Here is a 13,154-nt window from a genome sequence, read left to right on the forward strand (position 1 = left end):
GCCGACTGACTGCAACACCAGCCCCACCAACCACAACACGAGTTACGAGACATCCCTTAGGGGTCGTCAGGCCGATTGCTCCCCGAGCCGGGGGAACGGCTCAGTGGAGAAGATCACCTCCACGCCGACCTCGAAGTACTGCGCGATCTTCAGCGCCAGGTAGAGGCTCGGGCTGTACTCGCCGCGTTCCAGGTAGCCGATCGTCTGGTAGTGCACGCCCAGCGCCTCCGCCAGCTGGCGCCGCGAGATGCCCCGCTCGGCCCGCAGCATGGCGATGCGGTTGTAGATCGTCTCGCTCATCCCGGTATCCGCTGCAACGCCTTCTCCTTGCGAGCGGCCACGGTCGAGCCGGACTCGCGCCGCGCCATCCTACGCAACACCAGCGGCGCCAGTACCAGGCCGACCACGGCCCACATGCCCAGCACACCCACCGTTTCCAGGTGCCGCCACGAGTGCCCGACCTCCACCGCCGACAACGCGTCCGGCAGCAGCGCCGAGCGCATCCCGAGGCCCACCCAGTAGACCGGGAAGACCTGGCCGACGCCCTGCAGCCACGAGGGCAGGCTCGTGATCGGGTAGAAGATCCCGGAGACGGCCACCATCCCCATCGTCGGCAGCATCACCAGTCCCATGCTGCGGGGGCTGGCCAGCAGCGAGCCGAGGACCGCGCCGAGCGGCATGGTCGCGACGAGCCCCAGCACGACCACGCCGAGCAGCGCGAGCCACGAGCCGGCCCCGAGCTCCAGCCCGTGCGTGACGAACAGCCCGGGGACGAGCACCAGCACGCAGGCGACCAGCGACATCCCGGCCACCTGCACGATCTTCCCGACGAGGTAGCCGATCATGCCGTTCGGCACGGCCTTCGCCCGCAGCAGCGTGCCGTCCTCGCGCTCGGTGACCAGCTGCTGGCTCAGGTTGACCAGCCCGGCGAACGCGATGTTCATGCCCAGCACGCTGGGCAGGGTCAGTGAGCTGAGCTGGAAGTTCATCCCCGGCACGGACGCGCCGCGCATGAAGATCATCACGACCGTCAGCGCGACGGCCGGGAACAGGTACGCCCACAGGTCCTGGACGGTGGTGAACGTCTGCCGCAGCTCGATGCGGCCGCGGACCACCCCGGCCCGCACGGCGCCGGCCAGCGGGTTCATCGCGTCCCCTCCTCGAACCGGTGCACCAGCGCCATGTAGGTGTCCTCCAGGCTCGCCCGGCGCACCTCCAGGTCGGCGATCTCCTCGCCGTACTGCCGGAACAGCTCGTACACGAACTTCGTCGACTCAGTGGTGGTGTGCACGTACCGCTGGCCGTCGCGGGTCCACTTGACCTCGGCCTCGGTGGACATGCGCTGCGACAGCTCGTCCGCCGAGCCGTCCGCGATGATCGCGCCGCCAGCGAGTATCAGGATCCGGTCGGCGAGCTTCTCCGCCTCGTCCAGGTCGTGCGTGGTGAGCAGGATCGTCGTGTCCTCGTCGTCGGACAGGCGGTGCACGAGGTCGTGGAACTCGCGCCGGGCCTCCGGGTCGAACCCGGCCGTCGGCTCGTCGAGGAACAGCAGTTCGGGGCGGCCGACGATGCCGATCGCGACGTCCAGCCTGCGCCGCTGCCCGCCGGACAGCGAAGCCGTGCGCTTGTGCGCGTGCTGGGTCAGCCCGACGGCCTCGATCAGCTCGTCCACGTCCCACGGGCGCTGGATGTGGTCGGTCGAGTAGTCGCGGTAGTACGAGCCGAGGTGCGCGAGCAGCTCCCGCACCCGCCATTTCGCGTGGTCGCGCCACGACTGGAGCACGACGCCGATGCGGGCCCGCCAGGCCTCGTCGCCGCGCGCCGGGTCCACGCCCAGGACGCGCACGTCCCCCGCGGAGCGCATCCGGAAGCCTTCGAGGATCTCGACGGTGGTGGTCTTGCCCGCGCCGTTCGGCCCGAGCAGTGCCAGGACCTCGCCGCGCCGGGCGGTGAAGTCCACGCCCTTCAGCACGTCCTGCGTGCCGTAGCGCATCCGCAGGTCACGCACGTCGAGCACGGTGGTGCCGGTGCGCACGGGGTCGGTCACCCCCCGAGGACCGTTCAGAACTGTCATAGTCCTTGTTCCCCCTGTAGTTGGTGTGCGGGGAAATGTAGCAGACCTACTACATCTGATCCAAGGATTACAGTGAGCACCATGCCCCACCGAGCCCGTCCTGACGCCTGTCCTGGCGTCTTCTCGACGCACGACGCCGCGGACGGCGCGCTCGCCAGGGTTCGCCTGCCGGGCGGCCGGATCACCGCCGGGCAGCTGGCTGTGCTGGCGTCGTGCGCGGAGGAGCTGGGCGACGGTTCGGTGCACCTGACCTCGCGGGGGAACGTGCAGCTGCGTGGTCTCTCGCGTGACACCGGGGAGCTGGTCGGACGGCTGGCGGACGCGGGCCTGCTGCCCGCGCCCTCGCACGAACGCGTCCGGAACTTCCTCGCGTCGCCGTTGAGCGGGCTGGCCGGCGGGCTCGTCGACGTGCGGCCGCAGGTGGCGGAGCTGGACGCGGCGGTGTGCGCGGAACCCGCGCTGGCCGCGCTGCCCGGCCGGTTCCTGTTCGCGCTCGACGACGGGCGCGGGGACGTCGCGGCGGAGGACGCGGACCTGTGCTGGCAGGCGCTCGACGCCGAGACCGGCGTGCTGCTGCGGGCCGGGGAGCCGGGGGAGCGGGTGCCGCGCGCGGACGCGGTCACCGCGCTGGTGCGGGAAGCGTTGCGGTTCCTGGAGATCCGCGGCAGCGCGTGGCGGATGCGGGAGCTGCCGGGGTTTTCCGGCGTTCGCCGACCCGCGCACCCGGTCGAGCCGGGACCGTTCGTGCGGGACGACGGGCGGCGCGGGTTGTGCGTGGCGCCGTTGTTCGGGCAGCTCAGCGCGGACCAGCTGCGGTTGTTCGGCACCGAGGTGGTGGTCACGCCGTGGCGCAGCGTCGTGGTGCCCGAGTACCGGCCCGAGCTGGCGGCCTTGTCGAGCGCGAGCCGGGTCAGTGCCTGCATCGGGCGGCCGGGGTGTGCGAAGTCACGGGCCGACGTGCGGGCGGACGCGCGGCGGGTGTCCGCGCGGGCGCACTTCTCGGGGTGTGAGCGGCGGTGCGGGAAGCCGCGGGACGCGGTCGACGTGGTGGCGGCGGACGGCGGTTACCTCGTCGAAGGCTCGTGGGTGCCCGCCGGGGCTTTGGTGGATGTGCTGGGACAGAAGGGAAACCGGTGATCGACTACCTGAAGGACGGGGCGGAGATCTACCGCCACTCGTTCGCCACGATCCGCGACGAGGCCGACGTCGCGATCCTGCCGGAGGACCTCGAGCCCGTCGCGGTGCGCATGATCCACTCGTGCGGCATGGTCGATCTGGTGGACGACCTCGCGTACTCGCTGGAGGTCGTCGAGTCGGCGCGGGCCGCGTTGCGGGCGGGCGCGCCGATCCTGTGTGACGCGCACATGATCGCCAGCGGCATCACGCGGCGCCGGCTGCCCGCGGCCAACGAGGTCGTGTGCACCCTGTCCGACCCGCAGGTCCCGGGCCTCGCGGAACGGCTGGGCACGACGCGGTCCGCGGCGGCGCTGGAGCTGTGGCGGGACCGACTGGCGGGCTCGGTCGTCGCGATCGGCAACGCGCCGACCGCGTTGTTCCGGTTGCTGGAGATGCTGGAGGAGGGCGCGGGCGTGCCCGCGGCGATCATCGGGGTGCCCGTGGGGTTCGTCGGGGCGGCGGAGTCCAAAGTGGAGCTGGTGAAGCGGGCGCCGGCGCCGTACCTGGTGGTGCACGGCAGGCGGGGCGGCAGCGCGATGGCCGTCGCCGCGGTGAACGCGTTGGCGAGTGAAGTCGAATGAGCACCGGGAAGCTGTGGGGTGTCGGGCTCGGGCCGGGGGACCCGGAGCTGCTGACCGTCAAGGCGGCGCGGCTGATCAGCGAGGCGCAGGTGATCGCGTACCACAGTGCGCGGCACGGCCGGAGCATCGCGCGTTCGGTCGCCGAGCCGTACCTGCGGGAAGGGCAGATCGAAGAGCGGCTCGTGTACCCGGTGACGACGGAGACGACCGATCACCCCGGCGGGTACGAGGGCGCGATCGCCGAGTTCTACGAGCTGAGCGCGAAACGGCTCGCGGAGCACCTGGACGCCGGGCGTGACGTGGTGCTGCTGTGCGAGGGTGACCCGTTCTTCTACGGGTCCTACATGTACATGCACGAGCGGCTGTGTGACCGGTACGAGGCGGAGGCCGTGCCGGGGGTGACGTCGGTTTCGGCCGCTTCGGCGGTGCTCGGCCGCCCGTTGGTGCAGCGGGACGAGGTGCTGACGGTCCTGCCGGGCACGCTCCCGGCCCCGGAGCTGGCGAGGCGCTTGGCGGACACGGACGCGGCGGCGGTGCTGAAGCTGGGGCGCACGTTCGGTTCGGTGCATGAGGCGCTGGCCGAGTCGGGGAAACTGGAAAACGCTTACTACGTCGAGCGGGCCACGTGGGAAGCGCAGCGGATCGAGCCGTTCGCGGACGTCTCGCCGGACTCGGTGCCGTACTTCTCGCTGGCCCTGGTGCCCAGTCCCGCTTATGCCGCAAGGAAATCCCCGGCTGTCTCGGAGGCGCCGGAACCGGCGGACGGCGGCGAGGTCGTGGTCGTGGGCCTCGGCCCGGCGGGCCCGCAGTGGCTGACGCCGGAGGCGGCGGAGGCGCTGGAGGCGGCGGAACACCTGGTGGGGTACGGCCCGTACCTGGCGAAGGTCCCGCAGCGCGCAGGGCAGCAGCGGCACGCCTCGGGCAACCGCGTGGAGGCCGACCGGGCGCGGGAAGCGCTTTCCCTGGCACAGACCGGTGCCCGCGTGGCCGTGGTGTCGTCGGGTGATCCGGGTGTTTTCGCGATGGCGTCGGCGGTGCTGGAGCAGGCGGCGCAACTGGAGAGCCCGGTCCCGGTGCGAGTCCTGCCAGGCGTGACGGCAGCGCAGGCAGCGGCGTCACGGGTAGGGGCGCCACTCGGCCACGACTACTGCGTCATTTCGCTGTCGGATCGCCTGAAGCCCTGGGAGATCATCGAAAAGCGCCTACGTGCGGCGGGTGAAGCGGATTTGGTGGTGGCCATCTACAACCCGGCCTCCCGCACCAGGACCACGCAGCTGGCCCAGGCACGGGAAGTACTGTTGACCCATCGCGGCCCCCAGACCCCGGTGGTCATCGCCCGAGACGTAGGCGGCCCAGAGGAAGAAATCAGGATCACCACACTGGGAGATCTGGATCCGTCCACAGTAGACATGCGATGCCTGCTGATCATAGGATCGAGCAAAACAACGGTGACAAACGGCCAAGTCTGGACCCCACGCAAGTACTAAAAGGACGCAAGCGACGCAACAGCGGAAGGCCCCACCGCCCGCACCCCCACGCCCGCCTCGATCCCCAGCTGCCTTACCATCAAGGGGATGGGGCGGGGGTGGGGCCCCCGAGTAGGGCGCTCCACGCCCGGTGAACCCCGGTGCCCGGGCACTTGGGCGGCCAGGGAAAAGAATGCCTCGCCGGCGGGCAGGCTCCAGGATGATCGGGGCCCAAAGGGATCTCACCTTGGGGTGGGTGGTCGAGTTGAGTGATCATCCCGTCGCCTGCGGTTTGTGCGTATCACTTTGAGGACCAGCCGCAAGCTTGGCAAGGCAACCGCGAGTCTCGAAAAAGGTTGCGGCTGCTCCTCAAAGTGATCCACCGGCATCAGGCGACGGGATGATCACCCAACTCTCGGTGGGTGGCCCTCACCACCGGTGCCAGGGCCCCGTGATGGCGAAGACGTACCCGGGTGTCTGGATGTTCGCGAACAGGATCCTCCCGTCCTGGCTGAACGTCGGGCCGGTGAACTCGCTGTCGTTCAGCTCGTTGCGGGCCATCGGGTACGCCTTGCCGGTGTCGGTCACGCCGACGAGGTGGGACAGGCCCTCACCGTCTTCGGCCAGGATGAGGCCGCCGTGGGGGGAGACGGTGATGTTGTCCGGACCGTCGTAGTTGGTGTCGGCGTCCGGGTCCGGGTTCACGCCGAAGATCGTCTTCAGCTCGACCGTTTCCGTGCGCGGGTCGTAGAACCACACCTGGCCGTCGTGCTCGTTGACGCTGCCGTCCGACGTCCTGGCGTAGCTGGCGACGAAGTAGGCCCCGCCGTCACCCCAGTACGCACCCTCCAGCTTCCGGCTGTGCGTCACCTCGCCCGCCGCGAACTGCTTGCGCACCGACACTTCCCTGGCGTCCCGCTCCGGCACGTCCACCCACTTGACGCGGTACCGCGTGCCCGGGCGGGTGGCCTCCGACAGGTCGTCGATGTGCTTGCCGCCCTTGAAGCAGCTCATCGCCTGCAGGCGCCCGGCGTTGTCACCGGCGGTCAGCTGCAACTGCCGCAGCGCGCCCCGGCGCCCGCGGAAACCCTTCGGCGGCGTCCACCGGAAGTACAAACCGTTGGGGCCGCTCGCATCCTCCGTCAGGTAGATCGTCGAGTCGTGCGGATCGACCGCGACGGCCTCGTGCGAGTAGCGGCCCAGGAACTTCAGCGGCACCGGGTTTTCGTTGGCGCGCCGGTCGAACGGGTCCACCTCGAACACGTAACCGTGGTCCTTCTGGTAGACGCCGCCCGCGCGCTGCTCGGTCTCCTCACACGTCAGCCAGGTGCCCCAGGGCGTGTGCCCGCCCGCGCAGTTGTTGTGCGTGCCCGCGAGGCTCGCGTACTCGCGCACGCGCCGCCCCCAATGGTCGACGAGGATGTTCGTCGTCCCGCCGCCGGCGCCCGGGTCGTAGGTGATGCCCGGCAGCGTCGGCACGCGGAACGGCTCGTCACCGCCGATCTCGTGGTTGTTCACCAGCACGAACCCGCTGCGGTCGCGGAAGCACGCGGTGCCGTCCGCGTCGCTCGGCGTGGGGTGGCCGCTCTCCAGCGTCGTCACCCCGGCCTGCGCCACCACCCGGTACGAGAACTCCCTCGGCAGCGCGAGCAGCCCGGCCGGGTCCTCGACGAGCGGGCCGTAACCGGTGGGCCGCCGGACGTTCGCGGCCGCGACCGGCGCGGCGATCGCGTCGATGCTGCCCGCCACCGCGATGCCCAGCGCCCCCGTCCGCAGCAGATCCCGTCGGGTGAGTGCCATGGCGACCTCCCTGGTCGAAGTGGGCGACCAGGGCATCCAAACGCGCGGCGGCGACGGGAACCGGACATCCAGCCCAACACCGGGCGAACGCTCGTCAGCGCGTCGGCGTGGAACCGTTCGGCTGCTGCGGGCCCGGACCCGGCGACCACCAGCCCCACACGGTCTTCTCACCGTGCTCGACGTGCGGCGTCGTGCCCTCCGTGTACGGCTCGATCTGGATCAGCTGGCCCCACGACTGACCCGGGTCGCCCTCCAGGTAGCTCGGCACCTCGGGCTCGCTCGCGACCTCTTCCAGCCACCCGTTCGGGCCACCGCCGATGTTGTCCGCGATGCCGGCCTCCGGGGCGAGCGTGCCCGCCGTGATGCGGTACGCGGGCACCTGCGAGATGCCGTCGTGCGAGGTCACCGGGTTCATGCACGGGTACACGAACGCGGCGGGCCAGTCCATGTACACCGGGGCGTTGCCGACGCGCTGCGTCAGCGTCGTGAACGTCGGCACGCGCGGCGCGGTCACGGCCACCCAGCCGTCGTCGGTCACGTCGTTGTCCTTCGCGACCACGCGCACCAGCGTCTGGTCCGCCGGGACGTTGTCGAGCTGGACGCGTTCGTCGGCCCACTTGCCGGTGTCGGTGCTGCTGCCCGACGTGGTACCCACGCCCTGCGGCAGCACGGTGTCCGTGCGGGCGACCTTCACGCCCTCCGGCGTCTCGGTGCCGAACTCCAGCGCCACGCTCGTCGCCTTGCCCGACTTCGCCGCGACGGCGACGACGACCTGCGCGCCCGCGCGGTCGGCGGGCAGCTGGTACCAGTCGGTGCGCAGCCTGCCCGTCGGCGTCGTCCCGCTCTCGTGGTAGCTGCTCCACATCGGCACGCTGCTGGTGGTGAACCCGTGCGGCGGCCCGCTCAGCGGGTCGTCGCTGTCCTGCGCGGTCGAGTGGAACCCGGTCTGCGTCTTGCCGTTGTCCTCCTGGGCGGGCGGCAGCCCCGGGGTGGGCTGCTGCTGCTCCACCGGCACGGTCTGCGCGGCGACCGGCTTGAGCACGCTCGACACCGGGTCCTGCTCCACCATCACGTGGTCGGACAGGTTGCAGCTGGTGGACACCAGGTGCGCCACGTTCGCCGCGCCGAGGCTGTAGCTGCCCCACTGCTTCTGGATCGCCTTGCCCATGCTGGCGAACTCGAACGCGACGACGAGCCCGCAGACCACGACGAGCGACATCGAGCCCAGCCGCAGTGCCCGCAGCCGCCGTTCCTGGGTGGGGGGCGGCAGCAGCCCGGGCCGCTGCGCCCTGACGTTCTCCACGAACGCGATCACCGCCGCCACGGCCGCCGCGAACAGCAGCACCGTGGACAGGTGGAAGCCGTGGATCGACGGCGCCTTGTCGAACCACGGCACGCCGAGGCTGGACACGAACCAGTACGCGTTCGGCCCGGTCGCGGCCAGCGCGGCGACCGCGAGCAGCCCCGCGGTGAACGCGGCCCGGTTGCGCTTGGAGCGCAGCACGGTCGAGCTGGTGGCCAGCGCGGTGAGCGCCGCCATCGCCGAACCCACCGCGGCGAACGCGCCGAAGTGGTGGGTCCACTTCGTCGGGGTCAGCGCCAGCAGCAGGAAGAACAACGCGGTCGTGCCGATGAGGCGGCGGGCCGGGCCCAGCGCGGCGCCCTGGATGCGGCCGCGGCGCAGCAGCACCACCAGGCACGCACCCGTGCACAACATCAGCAGCAGCACCGGGAACCGGCGGGTCATGGACCCGTCGGCGCTGTCGGCGAACAGCAGCTCGTACCGGGAAAGCTCGTTGTACCACGGCAGGTTCGGGCCGACGTTGCCGCGCAGCCTGGTCGCCTCCGCGACCGTCGCGAACGTCTGGTCCGCGAACACGACGATGAGCACGGTGAACCCGGCGGCCGCGATCGGCGCGAGCACCGACAGCCAGCCCGAGTCACGGGCCTGCGTGCGCAGCATGTGGAACAACGGCTTCGCGGCGACCAGGAACGGCGCCACGGCGATGAGCGCGGTGGGCGTCGCGGCGAGCGCGAACGCGGCCGCCAGCAGGCCGAGGCACAGCGGGAGCAGGCGCCGGGTCACCAGTGTCCGCTCGACCGCGCACAACGCGAGCAGCGAGCCGAGCGCGGCCCACGGCTCCGGGCGCACGCCGTTGTTGAACGGCAGCCACCACACCAGGAACACCATCGCGGCGGCCCAGCTCGCCGCCGGGCTCTGCCGGACCTGGTTGCCCAGCCGCGGCATGACCTCGCGGCTGATCAGCAGCCAGCAGATCAGGCCGATGAGGAACGACGGCAGCCGGATCCACGGCGGCACCGTGGACACCGTCGCCATCGCCTCGTAGATGTGGTCGTTCCAGCCGAACGGGGCCTCGGCGACACCGAACCACCGGTGGTAGTTGGTCAGGTAGCCGAACTGGTCGGCGACCCTCGCCATGGTCAGGATGTAGCCGTCGTCGGACGTCACGGGGCCGATGAACACCCACGCGCCCAGCACGCCGAACACCGTGAAGTCGCGGGGCGTGAGCTTCCACCAGCCGACCGGCGCCCAGCGCGGCGCGCGCCGGGCGCGCCCGCGGTCGAGCCGGTTCACCGCGATCAGGCAGCCGAGCAGCGACAGGATCCCGAACACCCCGATGCCGACCTTGAGCCCGGTCGGGGAGGACTGGTACCGCGTGTCCGGCGTGATCGACACGTTCAGCCCGGCGATCGGGTCGCGGTCGGACGTGAGGTCGGTGTAGATCCCGATGACGCGCGGCCGGACGTCACCGCCCGCGTCGTAGACCGGGGCGCCGGCGACCGACAGCGTCGTGTGGGTGGCGCTGGAGCTGAACGTGACGTCGCAGCCCGAGGCCGGCAGCGGCTGGCGCGCCACCTGCTGCCCCCGGCTGAACGCCGTGAGCACCCCGTCCTGCACGCGGAGGAACACACCCGCGCCGTTGCCCGTGCGCGCGCTGGGCACGGTGGAGAACAGCAGCCCGCCGCTCGGCATGCGCGAGTTGAGCGACTGGATCGTGGGGCACGGCAGGTCGACGCGCATGTCCTGCGCCCAGTAGCCGGTCAGCGGCGCGTTCACCGGACGGGTGTCGCTGCCGACGGGCCACGTGATGCGCGCCGTGTCCTGCACGACCGGCAGGAACGGGTACGCGATCGCGCACGCGGCCGCGAACAGGCCGAGCACGACGGACAACCAGTGCCACAGTCTGGTACCGGGCCTGGTCTGCGGTGCCTGCTCCGGGCGCGGCTGCTCCGGATCGGTCACCTCGGGAGAGGAGACTGTCGGCGTCCTGCTGGCCATCCACATTGCACGAACGCTATCGCCCTAGTGTGTCGAGGTTTCTTCGGGTTCTGTCGGGCAGAGATTATGCACGCCCGCCTGTTCGCCGAAGCGGCCGAGATGCGTAGCGGCGGCGAGCGGACGGCGGAATCGCCAGCCGTGCCGCTCCAGATCGGGCGTTTCGTGCAGCCTGCTCACCGGGCCCACACACAGCCAGGCCACGGGCCGGACCGCGTCGGGGATACCCAGCAGCCCGCGCAGGAAATCCTCGCGGTAGAAGCTCACCCAGCCCACGCCGAGCCCCTCCGCGGTCGCGGCGAGCCACAGGTTCTGGATGGCCAGGCACACCGAGTACAGCCCCGCGTCGGCGATCGCGTGGCGGCCGAGGACGCCGGGCGCGCCGCGGGCGGGGTCGTAGGTGACGACGATGCCGAGGCTGGACTCGAGGATGCCTTCGATCTTGATCCGCTCGAACACCGCGGCGCGGTCCTCGTCGAGCGAATCCGCGAAGACCTCGCGTTCGGCGAGCACGTGCTCGCGGAAGGCCTCGCGGGTGCCGCGGTCGGGCACCAGCACGAAGTCCCACGGCTGCGTCAGCCCGACGCTCGGCGCGCTGTGCGCGGCTTCGAGCACGCGGGTGAGCACGTCGGCGGGAACCGGCTCGCCGGTGAACTCGGCGCGCACGTCCCGGCGCCGCCGGAGGACGTCGTAGAAGGCTTCGGTCATGCCCCCAGCATCGCCGACACCCACGCGAGCGCCGCGGGCACGTCCTCGACCGTGTGGACCCCTTCACGCGCGGGCCTGCGCACGACGACGACCGGGATGCCGCGTTCGCGAGCTGCGAGGAGTTTCGCGGTGGTCATGGTGCCGCCGCTGTCCTTGGTGACGAGCACGTCGATGCGGTGCTCGCGCATCAGCGCCGCTTCGCCGGGGAGGTCATAAGGGCCGCGGTCGAGGATGACCTCGATCTTCGGCGGCAGCGGGGGCTCCGGCGGGTCGACGCAGCGCGCGAGGAACCACTGTTCGGTGCAGCCCGCGAAGGCGGCGAGGCCCTGCCGCCCGCTGGTCAGGAAGATGCGCTCGCCGAGTGATGTGATCTTCCTCGCGGCCTCGTCGAGCGAGTCCACCCACTGCCAGTCGTCGCCGGGACCGGCCTGCCAGCCCGGACGTTGCAGGCGCAGCAACGGAATTCCGGCCTTGGCCGTGCCGGCCACGGCGGAGGCGCCGATGCGTTCGGCGAAGGGGTGCGTGGCGTCCACGACGGCCGCGACGTCGTTCTCGGTGAGCCAGCGCGCGAGACCGTCCGGACCGCCGAAGCCGCCGACGCGCACTTCGCCGACCGGAAGGCGGGGGTTCGCGACGCGCCCGGCGAGCGACGAGACGACGCGTACGCCGCGTTCGGCGAGCCCGGCGGCCAGTGCCCGGGCCTCGCCGGTGCCTCCGAGGACGAGAACGGTCTGCACGCCAGCCATACTCCCTGTTCATGCGGTACGGGTGGACCACGGGGGCGTGTGCGACGGCGGCGACGACGGCCGCCTACACCGCGCTGCTCACCGGCGAGTTCCCCGATCCGGTCGAGGTGCGGCTGCCGAAGGACAAGCGGCCGGCGTTCGCGCTGGCCACCGAACGGCTCGGCGAGGGCTCCGCGACGGCGGGCGTGATCAAGGACGCGGGCGACGACCCCGACGTCACACACGGCGCGCTCATCCTGTCCACGGTGTCACCGGGGGAACCGGGCAGCGGCGTCACGTTCCGCGCGGGGGAGGGCGTCGGCACCGTGACGCGGCCGGGACTGCCGCTGGCGGTGGGCGAACCGGCGATCAACCCCGTGCCGCGGCGGCTGATGACCGAGGCCGTTCAGCGGGTCGCGGCCGAGCACGGTGGCAGCGGGGACGTGGTCGTCGAGATCTCGATCCCCGACGGTGAGGAGATCGCGCGGCAGACGTGGAATCCCCGGCTCGGCATCGTCGGCGGGCTGTCCGTGCTGGGCACGACGGGTGTGGTGGTGCCGTACTCGTGCTCGGCGTGGATCGACAGCATCCGGCGCGGGGTGGACGTGGCGCGCGCGATGGGGCACGAGCACGTGGCCGGGGCGACGGGCAGCACGTCGGAGCGGGTGGTCGCGGAGCTGTACGGGCTGCCGGAAAGCGCGCTGCTCGACATGGGGGATTTCGCGGGCGCGGTGCTCAAGTACCTGCGGCGGCACCCCGTGCCCCGGTTGACGCTGGGTGGCGGGTTCGCGAAGTTCTCGAAGCTCGCGGCCGGGCACCTGGACCTGCACTCGAAGCGCTCGCAGGTGGACCTGCGGCTGCTGGCGTCACTCGCGCCCGCGGTGGGGGACGAGATCCTGGCGGCGAACACCGCGCTGCACGCGCTCGAGCTGGCGCAGGCGGCGGGCCTGCCGCTGGGCGACCTGGTGGCGGCGAAGGCGCGGGAGGTGGCGGTCGAGGTGCTGGGCCCGGCGCCGGTCGCGGTGGACGTCGTGGTGATCGACCGCGCGGGGACGATCGTGGGAAGGGCTTAGCTGTGATGTCCAGGGAGGTTGGTCAGCCGGGTGATTGGGGGTTTGCCGCCGGTTGAGCTGTGGGGTCGGTGGTGATTGTAGAAGTGCGGCCAGCCTGGTAGCGCGGTCCGGCGCAATGTTTCGGATGGGTAGAAGCGGGCGTAGGCCCAGCCCTCGGCCAGGGTGCGGTGGAACCGTTCGAGCTTGCCGTTGGTGTGCGGCCGGTAGGGCCGGGTCCGTTTCGGGGTGATTCCCAGCTCGGTGCACGTGTCGC

The 13,154-nt window shown here is 71.4% G+C and carries 12 protein-coding genes; 4 read left to right on the forward strand and 8 right to left on the reverse strand.

Annotated elements, in window-relative coordinates; genetic code table 11:
* Window positions 1-66: 66 nt before the first annotated feature.
* The 3 genes from ABFX51_RS36140 to ABFX51_RS36150 are packed head-to-tail and all read right to left on the reverse strand — an operon-like array spanning window position 67 to window position 1,993.
* The gene (locus ABFX51_RS36140) at window positions 67-300 is read right to left on the reverse strand and encodes a helix-turn-helix transcriptional regulator (RefSeq protein WP_346056473.1); all 234 of its coding nucleotides are present in this window, start codon (window positions 298-300) and stop codon (window positions 67-69) included.
* Entirely contained in the window at window positions 297-1,148 is an 852-nt protein-coding gene (locus ABFX51_RS36145; protein ID WP_346056474.1) for an ABC transporter permease, read from the reverse strand. The genes ABFX51_RS36140 and ABFX51_RS36145 overlap by 4 nt, the downstream gene beginning before the upstream one ends.
* Window positions 1,145-1,993, reverse strand: a complete 849-nt coding sequence (locus ABFX51_RS36150) for an ABC transporter ATP-binding protein (RefSeq protein WP_346056483.1) — start codon at window positions 1,991-1,993, stop codon at window positions 1,145-1,147. The genes ABFX51_RS36145 and ABFX51_RS36150 overlap by 4 nt, the downstream gene beginning before the upstream one ends.
* A gap of 162 nt (window positions 1,994-2,155) precedes the next feature.
* Between ABFX51_RS36150 and ABFX51_RS36155 the strand changes: the two genes are divergently transcribed.
* Genes ABFX51_RS36155 through ABFX51_RS36165 form a run of 3 tightly spaced genes read left to right on the forward strand, consistent with a single transcriptional unit; the run spans window position 2,156 to window position 5,318 of the window.
* Complete coding sequence (locus ABFX51_RS36155; RefSeq protein WP_346056475.1) at window positions 2,156-3,211, forward strand: precorrin-3B synthase; 1,056 nt, start codon at window positions 2,156-2,158, stop codon at window positions 3,209-3,211.
* The gene (locus tag ABFX51_RS36160; protein WP_346056476.1) at window positions 3,208-3,831 is read left to right on the forward strand and encodes a precorrin-8X methylmutase; all 624 of its coding nucleotides are present in this window, start codon (window positions 3,208-3,210) and stop codon (window positions 3,829-3,831) included. Before ABFX51_RS36155 ends, ABFX51_RS36160 begins: the two co-directional genes overlap by 4 nt.
* Complete coding sequence (locus ABFX51_RS36165; protein WP_346056477.1) at window positions 3,828-5,318, forward strand: precorrin-2 C(20)-methyltransferase; 1,491 nt, start codon at window positions 3,828-3,830, stop codon at window positions 5,316-5,318. Before ABFX51_RS36160 ends, ABFX51_RS36165 begins: the two co-directional genes overlap by 4 nt.
* 408 nt (window positions 5,319-5,726) lie before the next feature.
* Here the strand turns inward: ABFX51_RS36165 and ABFX51_RS36170 are convergent, their stop codons facing one another.
* The 4 genes from ABFX51_RS36170 to ABFX51_RS36185 all read right to left on the reverse strand — a co-directional run bounded on the left by ABFX51_RS36170 (window position 5,727) and on the right by ABFX51_RS36185 (window position 11,849).
* The gene (locus ABFX51_RS36170; RefSeq protein ID WP_346056478.1) at window positions 5,727-7,097 is read right to left on the reverse strand and encodes an alkaline phosphatase PhoX; all 1,371 of its coding nucleotides are present in this window, start codon (window positions 7,095-7,097) and stop codon (window positions 5,727-5,729) included.
* A gap of 94 nt (window positions 7,098-7,191) precedes the next feature.
* The gene (locus ABFX51_RS36175; protein WP_428832532.1) at window positions 7,192-10,362 is read right to left on the reverse strand and encodes an arabinosyltransferase domain-containing protein; all 3,171 of its coding nucleotides are present in this window, start codon (window positions 10,360-10,362) and stop codon (window positions 7,192-7,194) included.
* 60 nt (window positions 10,363-10,422) lie between these two features.
* Window positions 10,423-11,103 carry a 5,6-dimethylbenzimidazole synthase gene (gene bluB / locus ABFX51_RS36180; protein ID WP_346056479.1) on the reverse strand — a complete coding sequence of 227 codons (681 nt, stop codon included), beginning with the start codon at window positions 11,101-11,103 and terminating at the stop codon, window positions 10,423-10,425.
* Window positions 11,100-11,849, reverse strand: a complete 750-nt coding sequence (locus ABFX51_RS36185; protein ID WP_346056480.1) for a cobalt-precorrin-6A reductase — start codon at window positions 11,847-11,849, stop codon at window positions 11,100-11,102. The genes bluB and ABFX51_RS36185 overlap by 4 nt, the downstream gene beginning before the upstream one ends.
* Window positions 11,850-11,860: 11 nt before the next feature.
* On the opposite strand from ABFX51_RS36185, the gene ABFX51_RS36190 reads away from it, so the two are divergent.
* On the forward strand, window positions 11,861-12,901 hold the full coding sequence (locus ABFX51_RS36190; protein WP_346056481.1) for a cobalt-precorrin-5B (C(1))-methyltransferase: 1,041 nt from the start codon (window positions 11,861-11,863) through the stop codon (window positions 12,899-12,901).
* On the opposite strand, the gene ABFX51_RS36195 is transcribed toward ABFX51_RS36190, so the two are convergent.
* On the reverse strand, window positions 12,898-13,154 hold a 257-nt coding region (locus ABFX51_RS36195; protein WP_346056482.1), incomplete at its 5' end, for an integrase core domain-containing protein. The two genes, ABFX51_RS36190 and ABFX51_RS36195, sit on opposite strands and share 4 nt — an antisense overlap.

The organism is Amycolatopsis dongchuanensis (assembly GCF_039542405.1).
Taxonomy (GTDB): domain Bacteria; phylum Actinomycetota; class Actinomycetes; order Mycobacteriales; family Pseudonocardiaceae; genus Amycolatopsis_E; species Amycolatopsis_E sacchari.